Below are 14590 nucleotides of genomic sequence, written 5' to 3' on the forward strand. Positions count from 1 at the left end.
TGACATGTCGAATGAGAACAAAGGCTTCGTTTCCCCGGCTTGGCCGAAGAACAGCCCCCGCGAGCACGCCATCACTGAAATCTCCGCACCGTTTGCTGGCGCTTCCAGCCCGTTCGGTGACGATTCTGATCCTGCCCATGCCGGCAGAAAAGCTCAACTACGTACACCCGTACACCCGCATTAACCGCTAATTCGGTTTGCACTCAGCCGCGCTCAGCCGCGGCAGAGCGAGTGTAGTCTAGCCCCTCCGAGATAGTTCTCCTCGGTGGGGCTAGTCGTGTGTGGTGGGGGCGTTGGGGGCGCTTTGACTCGCCCAAGGATTGGGCTTGGGTCTGGGCTTGAACCTTGAGGCCGTCGAGGAACGTGTCAATGAGCGTTTCCCGTATGCGGCCCATGCGCTCAGGGTCCAGGGGGGCGGCAGGTAGAGGCCTAGTGATGAGGCCGATGGAGAGGTGAAGCTCGAGGGGGCTGAGAGAACGGGGGCAGAGTTCGGCGCGCTGAGCCGGCTCGATGAGGCGGCGATACAGCCTCTCCAGCTCGGCACTGCGCTGTTGGGTGATGTGCGCGATCTCGTCCTTGGAGAAGGCCGCTGCGGTTACTTCTGCGGAGGCGACCTGCGCTAATGCTGCAAAGTTGAGGCTGGCGATGCGGTGAATGGTGTCGCGCCACGTGCCCTCGGGGTCGGCCGGAAAGTTTTCCAGCTGCTTGTCTACTTCCTCCTCAATTCGGCGTACCTCGGCGCCGCTGATGGCGTCGATCAGCGCGAGCCTTTCCGGGAAGTGGCGTGACACGGTGGCCACCCCAACGCCGGCCCGTTTGGCGATGGCCCGCATGGATACGCCCGGCCCTTCGCTGATGAGTAGCTCACGGGCTGCGTTAACGATTGCTCTCTTGTTTTCTGTCGCATCTTGTCTCACAGCTTGCATCATAGCAAACGGAACACTATGCTCCACTTCTGTAAGTGAAACACCGTGCTCCATTTGGAGGTTGGGTAATGACATCGGAAGCAACGAAGGACAAAAAGGGTCCCTCAACTATCGTGAAATCTATTGGTGTGATCCTGGGGATCACCGTCGTCATCGGGCTGATGCTGTGGGCCTTCTTGGCCCCCACCTTTGCATCGGGGCCCGCCGGGGTGCCCATCGCGCTGTCTGCGCCGGAGCAGATGCAGGACAGCATCGTGCAGAAGATTGAGCAAGGGGCAGGCGACGACGCCCCCGAAATCGTGATCAAGAACAGCGAGGACGAGGTGCGTGACGCCGTCCTTGACCGTGAGGCAGTGGGTGGCCTGGTGCTCACACCGCAGGGAGCGCATGCCTTCACCGCTTCAGGTAATGGCGCGCCCTACGCGGCGATTATCGACGGCCTCGCCGGCAACCTAGAGGCCCAGGGCATGACCGTGGAGAAGCAGGATCTCGCCCCGACTACTGCTGATGACCCGCAGGCCAGCGGTATCGGGCTCCTGGGGCTGCCCCTAGCCTTCGGCGGAGTGATCTCCGCGGTCATCGCCACCTTCGTCTTCCGCGGCAAGAAGTGGGTCAAGCTGGCGGTTCTGGTGGGCATCGCGCTCCTCGGCTCGCTCGTGGTGACGTGGATGCTGCACTCCGTCTACGGAACGCTGAGCGGAAGCTTTGCGGCCGAGTGGGCTGCTATCGCCTGTGGCATCCTCGCCACGTCGATGTTCACGGCCGGCCTTGCCGGACTTCTGGGCGCAGGCGGTATTGGAATCGGCGCAGTACTGACGATCTTCCTGTCGAACCCGCTATCCGGCTTGGCTACGGGCCCGTGGTTGCTGCCGGCGGGCTGGTCCACGCTTGGACAGTGGATGCCCATCGGCGCGACGGGCTACCTGGTGCGTTCGCTGTCCTTCTTCGACGGGCGGGGTAGTGGCCACGCCTGGTGGACGCTGGTGCTGTGGATTGGTGTCGGCGCGGTGCTGCTTGTCTTTGACCGCTCTAGTAGCAAGGCTGAGGCGGCCGCTAAGGCCTAAACCAAGAGTGAAAACGCCACAGGCCCGACTGGCACATGCCAGTCGGGCCTGTGTGCTCCCCTCTAATCGCTGTGCGCGGGGAGCGCGGTTGAGTAGTCCTTACTTGGACAGGGACTCAATGAACTGCGCAACCGGGTCGATGACGTGGCGGTTGGCGGAGTAGAAAGCGTTGAAGTCGTGGCGGTTGGCCTTGTACTGCTCAGTGAAGGAGGCCGGGATGGTCAGGCCGTACTGGGTAGCGGTGTCCTCGACGAGGGAGTACAGGGCGTCCACAGCGAGCTCGTCGTTCGGCTGCTCGGCAGCGTCCTGGACCGGCTCCGGAGCCTCAGCCGGGGCCTCCGGGGCAGCCGGCTGCGGGGCCGGTGCCGGTGCCGGAGCGGCATCCAGGTTGCGCGGGGTAGCAGCGGAGTTCAGGCCCAGGGAAGCGGAGCAAGCCGGCCATGCGCCCCAGCCCTGGGAAGCCAGGATCTTCTCTGCAACAGCGATTTGCTGCTCGCGGGTTGCCTGGTTAGCGGTAGCAGCGTACTGGCCGCCACCGAAGGCGTTCCAGGTAGCGCCGGAGAACTGCAGACCGCCGTAGTAGCCGTTGCCGGTGTTGATGGCCCAGTTGCCGCCGGACTCACACTGAGCCAGGCGGTCCCAGTCGGAGTCCGGGGCGGCGGCAGCGTTCGGTGCCATGATGGCGGCAGCGGCGCCGACGGCGACGGTGGAAGCGGCGAACTTGGAAGCGATGGACTTGTTCTTAGCGGAGTGGCGTCCCATGAAAGTATTCCTTCTCTAGGTTGTCTCTTGCGTTCTCGCGCCCAGATGATGCCCAGTCCGGCAGGTGTCTTACAAACTTCTGCACGTAAAAAATATGGCCACACGCGTGAAAGCCCGGACTGTGTCTGGGGCGAGACTTCCACGGCCTGTGGCCGAAGTGCCTGTGGGCAAGAGTAGCGGTTTATAACGAATCAGTCACGTTAATTGACCTAAAACGATAACAATGACGGCACGAGTCCGGTGTTTTAGCAGGTCATTACATCGATGTAATCTACATCACGCAAGTAACGGGTGTGGTGGGTGTGGCGATATATGGCGCGGGTTTCTTTCCGTGGCGAGGGCGGGTTAAACTATGTCTCTTTATAGTTACACCGAAAGATTCCACTGCGCGCGGCTGTGGGGGACTTTCCTCGCGGCCCTGCGGCGGCTGCCAGTTCGCCTGCATGCCTAGCGCGCCTCGCCTGATGCATGTTGGGCACACCCCGCAGGTGCTGCGGCCGACCCAGGTCGGCTCAGCGTGGCGGGCGCCTAAGATCTGGAGGGAGTTCAAGGAAAGAAAGGGAGTAGGGTCCATGCCTATCGGAAAAGTGAAGTGGTTTGACGCTGACAAGGGATTCGGCTTTGTGAGCAACCCAGGGGACGAGGACGTCTACGTCGGCCGCAACGTGCTGCCCAAGGGCGTTGAGGAGTTGTTCCCGGGCCAGCGCATCGATTTTGATTTCGCTGCTGGCCGCCGTGGCCCGCAGGCGCTGCGCGTCAAGGTGCTTGATGCCCCACGCCGCCGCACCCCGTCCCGCAAGCCGGAGGAGCTGGCCAGCATGCTCTCTGATGTCATGACACTGCTGGAAACCCAGGTCCAGCCGGTGCTGAGCCAGGGCCGCTACCCGGAGCGCAAGACCGGCCGCCAGGTGGCGGAGATCCTACGGGCGATCGCTAAGGACCTGGATAGCTAACTCCGACGCTACAGGGGGGGAAAGCTACTTGGCGCTGGTGTCGTCTCCGGTGGTCTGAGATTCCTTGAGCTCGTCCTCGCTCATGGTGGACAGGGACCACACGGTATTCATCGGGGTTTCTTCGCCGGCGTCGTCGTGGCCAATCATCAAGGTGGAAATCTCTACCACCATAAGCTTCGGGCGCTCGCCGGTGGATGCCTCAATGGGCTCGACCGAGCCGGGGATGTTCAGCTCCGTAGTCTCGTTGGCGCCGTGCGTGGTGCTGTCGTTGGCGGCGGGGTCGTCGTAGATGGACAGCACATTCCACTCGTGATCGGAGATGGCCTCTGGGATCTCAATATGCAGGGTGTCATCGGGTCCGACCTGAAGGTTCGGTACCTCGCCCTCAGAGCACTCCGTGCCCGGCTCGCAGACGATGTAGGGGGAGACCTCCACGGAGTTATCGGCCACCGTGGCCTTAATAGTGACGTCCTGCGGTGACGGGCCTGGCCGGTCGTTCCACCACTTCTGGAACAGGACGACTGCCACCACAATCACCGCCACGGCGATAATCAGCGCCAGAAACTGCAGCAGTGACTTCTTCCTTGCTTGCTTCACGGTTGCCATGGCTGAAAATCCTACTCGAAGCGCACCCGGTACAAGTCGTCCCACCGCTTGCCCGTAACCCAAAATTCGTCGGTGCCCGGGATATGCGCAATGCCGTTGAGGACTGCATTCGGGTCGTCTGAGTCCACATGCTCCAGCCCGGTGGTGTCGATGACCGCGGTGACCTGCCCAGTCGTGGGATCGATGCGCAGAATATCCTTGCTCATCCACACGTTGGCATATACCGCGCCGTCGACGCATTCCAGTTCATTGAGGTTGTCCACGGCGTTGCCGTCGAGGGTGACCTGGGTGCGCGGGGCTACCTCGTCGAAGGTCTTCGGATCGACGTGGCGCAGCTGGTCTGAGCCATCGGACATGATGAGCTCATTCCCGGCGTTGCACAGGCCCCAGCCCTCGCCCTCGTAGGACACCCGGTTAGTTTCAGTAAATGTCGTCGCATCGTGCAGGATCGCGGTCCCTGACTTCCACGTTAGCTGCCAGATGCCGTGTTCCGTTTGGGTGATGCCCTCGCCAAAATAGGTGTTGTTGAGAGAGATTTCCTCCAACGGATGGCGCGATCCCGGGCGCACGCGCAGCAGCTTCGATTCGCCGTACATGCCGGTGCCGATGAGCAGGTTGCCGTCCTGGTCTACCTCGAGGCCCTGGGTGAAGGCGCCCGGGAGCATGGTGGTCTTCTCCAGCACGGTGACGCCGAGCCGCTCCGGCGCGTCGCCGATGGCCGGGCTGGCGGCGGGAGGGGTTTCGGCGCTCGATTGTGGCTCCGAGACGGTGTTGTCGGTTTCGGACGTGCAGGAGCTGAGGCCGCACACCGCGGTGGCAGCCGCGCACGTTGTGGCGAGGAGCCGGAGTGATAAGGAGTGCGAAGAGGAGCGCAATGAGAGGAGCATGTCTGTCATTGTGCACTATAGTGTCCGCCGTGATGAATAATGGCAGGGTGACTCGCAAGAAGAAGATGGCATCCCCGCTCCTCGGCTCGGTAGCAGTGGACCTGGCCCGCCAGGCTGTTGAAGAGGTGGGCGAAGGGGGCGTCGGCAAGCACCGCGGCGTCGCCGGAGTCGGCCGCAACGTGGCCACCCACCGCTTCGAAGCGGACGTCCCGGGCTATCCCGGCTGGGAGTGGCACGCCGTCTTGGCGTGTGCGGAGGGCTCGCGCACACCTACCGTCAATGAAGTAGCACTCGTGCCGGGCGGGAGGGCCCTGCAGGCGCCGGAATGGGTCCCGTACTCCGAGCGTCTGCGCCCGGGAGACTTAGGTCCGGGAGATATCATGCCGCCCGCGCCTGACGACGAGCGCTTGGAGGACGGCGAGCTTTCCGACGTCGGCCTGCGCCAAGCCACGGAACGCTGGCGCCGCACGTTCGGCCCCACCTCTGAGATGGCGGCGCAGTCGCGCCTGCAGTGCAAAACCTGCGCCTTCTACCTCCAGTTGCTGCCCAATTACGGCGTGTGTGCTAATGAATACTCGGCGGATGGCAGAGTGGTTCACGCCACCTATGGCTGCGGGGCGCATTCCGGCACCACCGTGCGTGAAGAGGGATCTGAGCAGGAGCAGGCCTTCGACGACGAAAAGCCGATCTTCTAAAACCCCGGCCAGGCGGCGGCGTGGGCGACGCCGAACGAGCTACAGGTTTGCGTTTTAGTGGGGGAATGGAGCACGCTTAGCAGGTAAAACTTCATTTCTCTAGATAGAAGGGGCGCTCACTTTCGATGAACGCAGCTATCGATCGCTTTTTCAAAGTCTCCGAACGCGGTTCCACCATCGGAACCGAGGTTCGTGCAGGTGTGGTCTCGTTCTTTGCGATGGCCTACATCATCCTCCTCAATCCACTCATCCTGGGCACCTCTGCCGATGTTGCCGGTAACACCCTGGGCATCCCGCAGGTCGCTGCCGCCACCGCACTCGTCGCGGGCGTGATGACCATCGCCTTCGGCTGCATCGCGCGCTACCCGTTCGCCATGGCCGCCGGCCTGGGCATGAATACCTTTGTGGCCGTGACCATGGTCTCCACCAAGGGGCTGGAATGGCGCGAGGCCATGGGCCTGGTGGTCATCGAAGGCCTCATCATCGTCGCGCTGGCCATGTCGGGCTTCCGCCAGGCAGTCTTCGATGCCATCCCGGATTCGATGAAGGCCGCCATGGGTGTGGGCATCGGCATGTTCATCGCCATGATCGGCTTCGTGGACGGCCACTTTGTCACCCGCGTGCCCGACGCCGCGCAGACCACCGTCCCGGTGGGCCTGGGCGTGAACGGCTCCATCTCCACGTGGCCCGCGCTGGTCTTCGTCCTGGGCCTTATCATCTGCGGCTTCTTTGTGATCCGCCAGGTGCGCGGCGGCCTGTTCCTGGGCATCGTCATCACCACTGTCATCGCCATGATCATCCAGGCGGCTACCGGTTCCGAGGACTGGAGCATGGCCACCCCGGAGATCCCCTCTTCCTTTGGCGGCATTCCGGACCTGTCCATTGTGGGCCAGGTGGATCCCATCGGTGCGTTCACCAAGCTCGGCGTGGTAGCCACCACGCTGCTCATCTTCACCCTGCTACTCACCAACTTCTTCGACGCCATGGGCACCATGAACGGCCTGGGCAAGCAGGCAGGACTCGTCGATGAGCACGGCAACCTGCCCGAGATGAAGACCGCCCTGGTGGTTGAGGGCTTCGGTGCCGTGGCCGGCGGTGCCGGCTCCGTGTCCTCCAATACCGTCTTTGCGGACTCGGCCGCCGGCATCGGCGACGGTGCGAAGACTGGCCTGGCCAACGTCACCACCGGCGTGATCTTCCTGCTGGCTATGTTCCTCACCCCGCTGTACGAAATCGTGCCCATCGAGGCCGCCGCACCGGTGCTCGTCATCGTCGGCGTCATGATGGCCGCCCAGCTCAAGGACATCGAGTGGACCCGCATGGAGCAGGCCATCCCGGCCTTCCTCACCATCGTGGTCATGCCGTTTACCTACTCCATTGCCAACGGCATCGGCGTCGGTTTCATCGCCTACGCGCTCATGGCCACCTTCGCCGGCAAGGCCAAGAAGGTGCACTGGATCATGTGGCTGGTGGCCGCCCTCTTCGTGGTGTACTTCGCTATGGGGCCGATCAGCTCGCTGTTGGGGTAGCGCCGGGGAAGACGCAGCACCGTAGCTAGACTATGGGGCATGCGTTTTCTCATCGATGACCCCACAGACCCTCGCCTGGACGATATCCGCGATTTGAAGCACGCGGATAAGTCCGGCGAGGGTTTTGTCTTTGGAGAAGGCCCGCTGTGCGTGGAACGCCTGCTGGCCTCGCGCTTCCCGGTGCGCTGCATCATCGGCTTTGAGGCCAAGCTGAACACCTTCTTGGCCTCCCATGACGTGGGCGATATCCCCGTCTACCAGGTCACGCGCGATACATTAGGCAAGGTGACGGGCTTTGACATGCACCGCGGCCTCGTCGCCGCGGCGGACCGCGCGGAGGCCTGGACTGTGGACGAGGTCATCGAGGGTGCTCGCACGCTGGCCATCATGGAAGGCGTGGGCGATCACGAAAACATTGGATCCCTCTTCCGCAACGCCGCCGGCATGGAGGTCGATGGCATCCTGCTGGGCTCAGGCGCTGCGGATCCGCTCTACCGCCGCTCAGTCCGCGTGTCCATGGGGCACGTGCTGCGCCTGCCGTGGGCGAGGTTTGAGGGTGGCTTTACCACCTGGCAGCGCGGTCTGGACAAGCTGCGGGAGCAGGGTTTCCGCCTCGTTTCTCTGACTCCGCACCCGGAGGCGGTGCACATTGCTGAGGGCCTTGATGGCGCCGAGAAGGTGGCTCTCCTAGTCGGCGCGGAGGGGCCGGGGCTCACGGAGCATGCCATGAAGGCGACCGACGTGCGGGCGCGCATCCCCATGGCAGAAGGCACGGACTCGCTCAATGTGGCGACGTCTGCGGCCATTGCCTTTTACGAGCGCCAGCGGTCCCAGAGGCTCCGCGAAGTGGATACCGCGTAGCGGCGCACCAGCCCGCCGAGCTGCTTGGCGGTGCGCAGGATCTCCTCGCCGGTGGACTCCGGCTCGAGGTCGTGCTCTTCGTAGTCGTCGTAGTCGTTGAGCCCCAGCTTGGACACCGAAGCGGTGGCGACGTCTGCCACGCTGCGGCGCGGGGCGGGAGTGTCCACCTTGGGCTCGGGGCGGCCATCGGTGGCGTAGCCCACGACGTCCACGTCCGGGCCGTCCGCACCCACGGGAACGCCGAGCCAGAACTCCTGGGCGGCGGTGGCGATGCTTATCGGCTTGAAGGGCAGCGCGATGCCGCCGGCCGGCTCGTCCACCTCGCCCGCCCAGAAGGGGGCCTCGAAGGGCTCGGGCAGACCGTGATCCTCAAAGAGGTTGTCGCGGGTACCGCACAGGGAGCGGCGCAGGCGCGGCCCCGTCCAGTGCGCGAAGCCGCCATAGCCGGTGTCTGGGTTGGCGGTAAAGGCGTAAATTTCCTCTGCCGGCACCGCCTCCCGCAGGGTGCGGGAGAGTTGGGAGAGGGTGAGCTGATCATCGCGGATCAGCGTCTGCACCACGGTCACGCCCGGGTAGCCGCCGATGTAGAACTCGCTCGTGCCGGGCTCAGCGGAGCGATTGAGGGGGAACTGGCCAATCGGGGTAACAGGCAGCGAGGGATTGAGTTGTGCGAGAAACTTGCGGCCGAATCCGCGGTCGGCCTTGGGCTCGCCCCGCAGGACCTCGGCGGGGTCCGCGGCGGTAACGTACCAGATAGTGAGAACTGCTGTTTGCTTATCCACGGTGCTCTCTCGGCTCTACTCGCGGGGCCGCTTGGTGGAGGAACGAACGCCCAGCAGCACGTCTTCCCAGTGCGGGGTGACGGCCTTGCGGCGGCGCTTGGTGGGCTTGCGCTCCGGGTCGGGATTCTGGAGGAAGTCATCGTCCACGGCAGAGTCCTTCTCCGCGTCCTTCGCCGCGCCGCGTGCGGTCGCGGTGTCCTGGTCTGCACTGGCCACAGAATCCGCGGCGTCAGCGGACGGGGCAGGAGCGCCGTCGTTGTCCGCATCCTGGCCAGACGCCGCGGAGCCGGGCGCGGGCAAGACGGTGGGTTCGGCGAAGCGGTCGGTGCTCTTCGGGCTCTCCGGCGCGCTGGCGTCGCCGGTATAGGAACTCAAGTCGGTCACGCCCGGCTCTCCGGCACGGGCGGTGTCGATATCGACGGCTCCGTCATGGCCCTCGCGGCCGTCAGGGCCATCGATGGCTTCGTCGTAGCGCTCGCCGCGGCCCACCGAGGTCAGCGAGCGTACCGGCTGCACGAAGTCCGGGTCGGTGAGGTCGGCGGCGACCGAGTTGCGCGCGACCACCGTGGCGGGGGAGGACATGGTCTGCTTAAAGGTCCACTCCGCCTCGTTGGCGGAAAGTCCCGCCTTCCACGTGATGCGCAGGATCCACGGCTCGCCCTGGTGGCGGTAGGCGTCCCACGTCGACTCGGACAACGAGTGTCCGCGTGCGGCGAAGGCGGTGGCGAGGATCTCCCACAGTGTGAGCGTGGCGGGGCCGTCCTCGCGGACCGGGTGGGCCTGCTTGGCTACGTCCGCGATGCGCGCCCGCTCCAGCAACACCGGATGCGCGAAAGGCTCGATGCGAGACTCCGGCACGCCGAGTTCCTCAGCCATCTCGGCGGTCGTGGCGCCGGCACGGATGCGCGCCTGAATCTCGTTGGGGCGCAGGTGAATGGGCTCTGCCTGGGAGTCCTGCCCGGTGGACCCACGCGTTTCGCGCGCGGCCGGCATGACGGTGTGCAGGCCGGTGGAGCGCTGCGGCTGCGCGGCGGAGCCATCCGTGTGACCTACGTGGGTCGAAGCGGAATCCGCGTCCTCCGCGTCCTGTGGCCCAGTGGAAGTCTGGTCGGTGGCCGGACCGGTCGCCGCGTCGTGGGCGGGCTCGAGCACCGCGCGAAGCTCGTCGGTGACCTCGAGGAAGAACTCCTCGCCGTCCTCAGCCCGCAGGACGAGTGAGGTGTCAGTTGAGTCGCTGGGTGCGAGGAAAATCTCGCGCATGGTGGCGCTCCTTAGCCTGGTAGCGGACATGTGATGAAGTCCACTTTACTCAGAACCTGTCCCGAACTCCGGCAAGAGCGCGGGGCATGTCTGGCTAAAGTGTGCGCTAAAGGTACGGGCGCGAGGGGCGCGAGGGAAGAGCAGCGCCCTAGCGGTTATCCAGTACGAAATCGATGGCCCGGGTGAGCGTCGAGACGTCCGCGGCATCAATGGCCGGGAAGAGGCCCACGCGCAGCTGGTTGCGTCCCAACTTGCGGTAGGGCTCGACGTCGACGATGCCGTTTGCGCGCAGCGTGGCGGCAACAGCAGCGGCGTCGACAGTCTCGTCGAAGTCGATGGTGCCCACCACCAGGGAGCGCGCGGAAGGCTCCGCCACGAACGGGGTGGCCTCAGGGCGTGACTCTGCCCAGTTGTAGAGGATGCTGGAGTTCTCCGCGGTGCGCGTGACCATGCCGTCCAGACCACCGTTGGCGTTCATCCACTGCACCTGGTTGTCCAGCATGAGCAGTGTGGCCACGGCGGGGGTGTTGTAGGTCTGGTTCTTGCGCGAGTTCTCCACGGCCGTCTGCAGGTTGAGGAAGGCGGGGATGAAGCGCTCGGAGGAGTTGATCTTCTCAATGCGCTCCAGCGCTACCGGGGACATGGCCGCCAACCACAGGCCGCCGTCGGAGGCGAAGCACTTCTGCGGGGAGAAGTAGTACACGTCCGCCTGTTGCATTTCGACGGGCAGTCCGCCCGCGCCGGAGGTGGCGTCGACGACCACGAGCTGCTCAGCCTTGTCCGGGTGGGGGCGGGTGACGGGCACCATGGCGCCAGTCGACGTCTCATTGTGCGCCCACGCGATAACATCCGCGCCTTCTGCCTCGGCAGTGCGCGGATCGGGGGCGGTGCCGGCCGGGGCGTCGGTAATGAGCGGTGCGTCCAACCAGGGGGCTTGGGCGGCGGCCTTGGCGAACTTCGAGGAGAATTCGCCGAAGGTGAGGTGGGCCGACTTCTGTTCAATCAGCCCGAAGGTGGCGGCGTCCCAGAAGGCGGTGGCGCCGCCGAGGGAGAGGACGATCTCGTAGCCGTCGGGGAGGGAGAAGAGCGCGCTGAGGCCTTCGCGGATGGACCCGACGATATTTTTTACGGCTGGTTGGCGGTGGGAGGTGCCGATGGGGGAGGTGGCTCCAGTGGAAATTGCCTCAATTTGGGCGGGGCGAACCTTGGACGGGCCGCAGCCGAAGCGGCCGTCGGCGGGGAGGAGATCTGCTGGCAGCGTGAGTTCTGTGTTGCTCATGGAGGGAAGTGTAGCCGAATTTCGTTCGAGCGCTAGATATTTTGTCAGGTTTGCAAATGTCGGCGGAGTCACAAATTTTGGTAAAGTGTGAAGAGGTTTAAATAAGTGACGCCGGCTTAGGCCGGCGTCACACGTAGAGAAAGGAAAGCACGTGGCTTCTGACGAGAACAAGGTTGTACTGCACTACCCGGGCGGCGAGTACGAGATGGACATTAAGAAGTCCACCGAGGGTGACTCCGGCTTCGATATTGGCAAGCTTCGCAACGAGACCGGCCTGGTGACCTTCGACCCGGGCTACGCGGCAACCGGTTCTACCGAGTCCAAGATCACTTTCATTAACGGTGAAGAGGGCATCCTGCGTCACCGTGGCTACGACATTGCGGACCTGGCGGAAAACGCCACCTTTAACGAGGTTTCCTACCTGCTTATTAAGGGCCACCTTCCCACCGAGGATGAGCTGTCGAAGTTCAACAACGATATCCGCCACCACACCCTGCTGGATGAGGACTTCAAGGCCGCGTTCAACATCTTCCCGCGCAACGCGCACCCGATGGCCGTGCTGGCGTCTTCCCTGAACATTCTCTCCGCGTACTACCAGGACCAGCTCAACCCGCTCGATGAGGAGCAGTTGGACAAGGCCACTGTTCGCCTCCTGGCCAAGGTGCCGATGCTGGCCGCCTACGCGTATCGCGCGTCCCAGGGCAAGCCGTACATGTACCCGGACAACAAGCTCAACGCGCGTGAGAACTTCCTGCGCATGATGTTCGGTTACCCGACCGAGGAGTACGAGGTCGACCCGGTAGTGGCAAAGGCCCTGGATAAGCTCCTTATCCTGCACGCTGACCACGAGCAGAACTGCTCCACTTCCACCGTCCGCATGATCGGCTCCGCGCAGGCCAACCTGTTCGTGGCCATCGCCGGCGGCATCAACGCCCTCTCCGGCCCGCTGCACGGCGGCGCTAACCAGGCTGTCCTGGAGATGCTCGAGGACATCCAGAACAACCACGGCGGTGACGCTACCGACTTCATGAACCGCGTGAAGAACAAGGAAAAGGGCGTTCGCCTCATGGGCTTCGGCCACCGCGTGTACAAGAACTACGATCCGCGCGCCGCCATTGTGAAGGACACCGCCCACGAGATCATCGAGCACCTCGGCGGCGACCCGATGCTGGACCTGGCCATGAAGCTGGAAGAGATTGCGCTGAGCGACGACTACTTCGTCTCCCGCAAGCTCTACCCGAACGTGGACTTCTACACCGGCCTCATCTACCGCGCCATGGGCTTCCCCACGGACTTCTTCACGGTCCTGTTCGCCATTGGCCGCCTGCCGGGCTGGATTGCTCAGTACCGCGAGCAGCTGGAGCTCAACACCAAGATCAACCGCCCGCGCCAGATCTACACCGGCGAGACCCTGCGCAAGGTCACCCCGCGCTCTGAGCGTTAAAGGGGACGCGCCTGCGGTGGGGATAGACCCCCATACGCTGCGTTTCTAGGGCCGAGCCACCGATCGCCCCTTATAATGGGGTAAACGTGGCTCGGCCTGCGGCTTGTGGCCACCTAAGAAAGTAATTTGTCCAAGGAGGAGATTCCCCAATGGAAAAGCCCATCGTTGAGCCGGCAACGGAGCCTGCGCCCACTGAACTTGTCGTAGAGGACATTGTGGTGGGTGACGGTGCCGAGGCCCAGCCGGGCGGCTACGTTGAGGTCCACTACGTCGGTGTTGACTACGAGACGAACCAGGAATTCGACTCCTCGTGGGGCCGTGGTCAGTCCATCGAGTTCCCGCTGACCGGCCTCATCGCGGGGTGGCAGGAAGGCATCCCGGGGATGAAGGTGGGCGGTCGCCGTAAGCTCATCATCCCGCCGGAGAAGGCCTACGGCCCCGCCGGCGGCGCGCACCCGCTGTCTGGTCGCACCTTGACGTTCATCATTGACCTGATCCGCGCCTAAGCGCCTTGACGGAACAGTGGCTTTGGGCCACGGTCCGCGTAGCTCCCGCGCCCCTGCGCCCACCCCTCCGCTTGAGCACCCAGGAGGGTGGGCGTAGGGGCGCTTGTGCGTGTGGAGCGGCCGACTTCTTGCGGCGGCCCGTCCCCACGCGGCCGCGGTGTGGGGCACAATGGGGGACATGAGTGTTCCACAAACCACGTTCAATGATGACCGCGAGATGCCGCTTGTGGGTCTTGGCACCTACAAGCTTCACGGCGAGGAGCTCAACCGCGCGGTGCGCGAGGCAATCGAGCTGGGCTACCGCCACTTCGACACGGCCACCCTCTACGAGAATGAGGCAGAGCTAGGCCAGGCATTGGCTGACGCGCTCAAGGCCGGCGACGTCACCCGTGACGAGCTCTTCATCACCAGCAAGGTCTGGCACGATCACCACGGCAAGGGCAAGGTGGACCACGCCTTCCACGATTCCCTGGAGAAGCTGCAGCTGGACTACCTGGACCTCTACCTCATTCACTGGCCGTGGCCGCAGGGCGGGCTGTACGTGGAGACCTTCGAGGAGATCGCCCGCCTGCAGGGCATGGGTCAGATTGCGTCCATCGGCGTGGCGAACTTCTGCGAGGACACCCTCCAGGAGCTCATTGCGAAGACCGGCATCGTGCCGGTCCTCAACCAGGTGGAGCTGCACCCGGGGTTTACGCAGCCAGAGCTGCGTGAGTTCCACGCCAGCCAGGGCATCGTGACCGAGGCATGGTCGCCACTGGCGCGCGGCGTCATCCTATCCAACCCGCAGGTGGAGGAGGTGGCCCAGCGTCACGACATCACCGCGGGTCAGGCCGTCCTGGCTTACCTCGTGGACAAGGGGATCTCCGTCATCCCGAAGTCCAGCCATCGTGAGCGGCTGGCGGAAAACTTCGCCGCCGCCGAGGTCGAACTGGACGCCGCGGATATTGAGTCTCTCGATGCGCTCGAGGGTCAAGAGGGCTTCGGCCGCATGTTTAAGGATCCGCGCGAATTCCCGGGCAGCGCTTAAAATTCC

At 64.0% G+C, this 14590-nt stretch carries 15 protein-coding genes and 1 pseudogene; 9 read left to right on the plus strand and 7 right to left on the minus strand.

All coding sequences use genetic code 11. From position 1 onward, the window contains the following. The first annotated feature begins 4 nt into the window (after positions 1–4). Positions 5–191: pseudogene (locus ACKFR8_RS00160) on the plus strand (hypothetical protein). A gap of 12 nt (positions 192–203) precedes the next feature. Here ACKFR8_RS00160 and ACKFR8_RS00165 read toward each other — a convergent pair. Further along, on the minus strand, positions 204–917 hold the full coding sequence (locus tag ACKFR8_RS00165) for a TetR/AcrR family transcriptional regulator (protein ID WP_408930243.1): 714 nt from the start codon (positions 915–917) through the stop codon (positions 204–206). 122 nt (positions 918–1039) lie between these two features. Between ACKFR8_RS00165 and ACKFR8_RS00170 the strand changes: the two genes are divergently transcribed. Further along, the gene (locus tag ACKFR8_RS00170; RefSeq protein ID WP_296134172.1) at positions 1040–1990 is read left to right on the plus strand and encodes an ABC transporter permease; all 951 of its coding nucleotides are present in this window, start codon (positions 1040–1042) and stop codon (positions 1988–1990) included. Positions 1991–2089: 99 nt separating this feature from the next. Here the strand turns inward: ACKFR8_RS00170 and ACKFR8_RS00175 are convergent, their stop codons facing one another. Continuing rightward, positions 2090–2752, minus strand: coding sequence for a resuscitation-promoting factor Rpf1 domain-containing protein (locus ACKFR8_RS00175; RefSeq protein WP_306508030.1), 663 nt, complete (start codon positions 2750–2752; stop codon positions 2090–2092). 572 nt (positions 2753–3324) lie between these two features. On the opposite strand from ACKFR8_RS00175, the gene ACKFR8_RS00180 reads away from it, so the two are divergent. Then, positions 3325–3705 carry a cold-shock protein gene (locus tag ACKFR8_RS00180; RefSeq protein WP_296134169.1) on the plus strand — a complete coding sequence of 127 codons (381 nt, stop codon included), beginning with the start codon at positions 3325–3327 and terminating at the stop codon, positions 3703–3705. A gap of 24 nt (positions 3706–3729) precedes the next feature. Here the strand turns inward: ACKFR8_RS00180 and ACKFR8_RS00185 are convergent, their stop codons facing one another. After that, on the minus strand, positions 3730–4311 hold the full coding sequence (locus ACKFR8_RS00185) for a DUF2771 domain-containing protein (protein ID WP_408930244.1): 582 nt from the start codon (positions 4309–4311) through the stop codon (positions 3730–3732). 11 nt (positions 4312–4322) lie between these two features. Beyond that, positions 4323–5207 (minus strand): glutaminyl-peptide cyclotransferase, encoded by an 885-nt coding sequence (locus tag ACKFR8_RS00190; protein WP_408930245.1) that lies wholly within the window; start codon positions 5205–5207, stop codon positions 4323–4325. 56 nt (positions 5208–5263) lie between these two features. On the opposite strand from ACKFR8_RS00190, the gene ACKFR8_RS00195 reads away from it, so the two are divergent. The 3 genes from ACKFR8_RS00195 to ACKFR8_RS00205 all read left to right on the plus strand — a co-directional run bounded on the left by ACKFR8_RS00195 (position 5264) and on the right by ACKFR8_RS00205 (position 8283). After that, a complete protein-coding gene (locus ACKFR8_RS00195) occupies positions 5264–5893 on the plus strand; it encodes a DUF3027 domain-containing protein (RefSeq protein WP_296134179.1) in 630 nt (209 codons plus the stop codon). A gap of 125 nt (positions 5894–6018) precedes the next feature. Continuing rightward, on the plus strand, positions 6019–7422 hold the full coding sequence (locus tag ACKFR8_RS00200) for an NCS2 family permease (RefSeq protein WP_408930246.1): 1404 nt from the start codon (positions 6019–6021) through the stop codon (positions 7420–7422). Positions 7423–7461: 39 nt separating this feature from the next. Continuing rightward, a complete protein-coding gene (locus ACKFR8_RS00205; protein ID WP_408930247.1) occupies positions 7462–8283 on the plus strand; it encodes a TrmH family RNA methyltransferase in 822 nt (273 codons plus the stop codon). Here ACKFR8_RS00205 and ACKFR8_RS00210 read toward each other — a convergent pair. The 3 genes from ACKFR8_RS00210 to serC all read right to left on the minus strand — a co-directional run bounded on the left by ACKFR8_RS00210 (position 8235) and on the right by serC (position 11604). Beyond that, entirely contained in the window at positions 8235–9065 is an 831-nt protein-coding gene (locus ACKFR8_RS00210) for a DUF6928 family protein (protein ID WP_408930248.1), read from the minus strand. The two genes, ACKFR8_RS00205 and ACKFR8_RS00210, sit on opposite strands and share 49 nt — an antisense overlap. Positions 9066–9080: 15 nt before the next feature. After that, positions 9081–10325: a septation protein SepH gene (gene sepH, locus ACKFR8_RS00215; protein WP_408930249.1), complete on the minus strand. Its 1245-nt coding sequence runs from the start codon at positions 10323–10325 to the stop codon at positions 9081–9083. 148 nt (positions 10326–10473) lie between these two features. Continuing rightward, a complete protein-coding gene (gene serC, locus ACKFR8_RS00220; protein ID WP_408930250.1) occupies positions 10474–11604 on the minus strand; it encodes a phosphoserine transaminase in 1131 nt (376 codons plus the stop codon). A gap of 151 nt (positions 11605–11755) precedes the next feature. On the opposite strand from serC, the gene ACKFR8_RS00225 reads away from it, so the two are divergent. The 3 genes from ACKFR8_RS00225 to ACKFR8_RS00235 all read left to right on the plus strand — a co-directional run bounded on the left by ACKFR8_RS00225 (position 11756) and on the right by ACKFR8_RS00235 (position 14584). Next, complete coding sequence (locus ACKFR8_RS00225; RefSeq protein WP_408930251.1) at positions 11756–13048, plus strand: citrate synthase; 1293 nt, start codon at positions 11756–11758, stop codon at positions 13046–13048. A gap of 149 nt (positions 13049–13197) precedes the next feature. Continuing rightward, complete coding sequence (locus ACKFR8_RS00230) at positions 13198–13554, plus strand: FKBP-type peptidyl-prolyl cis-trans isomerase (protein WP_296134500.1); 357 nt, start codon at positions 13198–13200, stop codon at positions 13552–13554. A gap of 169 nt (positions 13555–13723) precedes the next feature. Next, positions 13724–14584, plus strand: a complete 861-nt coding sequence (locus ACKFR8_RS00235) for an aldo/keto reductase (protein WP_408930252.1) — start codon at positions 13724–13726, stop codon at positions 14582–14584. The last annotated feature ends 6 nt before the right edge of the window (positions 14585–14590 follow it).

Origin of the sequence: Corynebacterium axilliensis, assembly GCF_046097495.1 — a bacterium.
Classification (GTDB): Bacteria; Actinomycetota; Actinomycetes; order Mycobacteriales; family Mycobacteriaceae; genus Corynebacterium.

Coding starts and splice junctions, on each gene's coding strand:
- ACKFR8_RS00175 (WP_306508030.1), bottom strand. CDS start 2,752: ATGGGACGCCACTCCGCTAAGAACAAGTCCATCGCTTCCAAGTTCGCC.
- ACKFR8_RS00180 (WP_296134169.1), top strand. CDS start 3,325: ATGCCTATCGGAAAAGTGAAGTGGTTTGACGCTGACAAGGGATTCGGC.
- ACKFR8_RS00185 (WP_408930244.1), bottom strand. CDS start 4,311: ATGGCAACCGTGAAGCAAGCAAGGAAGAAGTCACTGCTGCAGTTTCTG.
- ACKFR8_RS00190 (WP_408930245.1), bottom strand. CDS start 5,207: ATGACAGACATGCTCCTCTCATTGCGCTCCTCTTCGCACTCCTTATCA.
- ACKFR8_RS00195 (WP_296134179.1), top strand. CDS start 5,264: ATGGCATCCCCGCTCCTCGGCTCGGTAGCAGTGGACCTGGCCCGCCAG.
- ACKFR8_RS00200 (WP_408930246.1), top strand. CDS start 6,019: ATGAACGCAGCTATCGATCGCTTTTTCAAAGTCTCCGAACGCGGTTCC.
- ACKFR8_RS00205 (WP_408930247.1), top strand. CDS start 7,462: ATGCGTTTTCTCATCGATGACCCCACAGACCCTCGCCTGGACGATATC.
- sepH (WP_408930249.1), bottom strand. CDS start 10,325: ATGCGCGAGATTTTCCTCGCACCCAGCGACTCAACTGACACCTCACTC.
- serC (WP_408930250.1), bottom strand. CDS start 11,604: ATGAGCAACACAGAACTCACGCTGCCAGCAGATCTCCTCCCCGCCGAC.
- ACKFR8_RS00230 (WP_296134500.1), top strand. CDS start 13,198: ATGGAAAAGCCCATCGTTGAGCCGGCAACGGAGCCTGCGCCCACTGAA.
- ACKFR8_RS00235 (WP_408930252.1), top strand. CDS start 13,724: ATGGGGGACATGAGTGTTCCACAAACCACGTTCAATGATGACCGCGAG.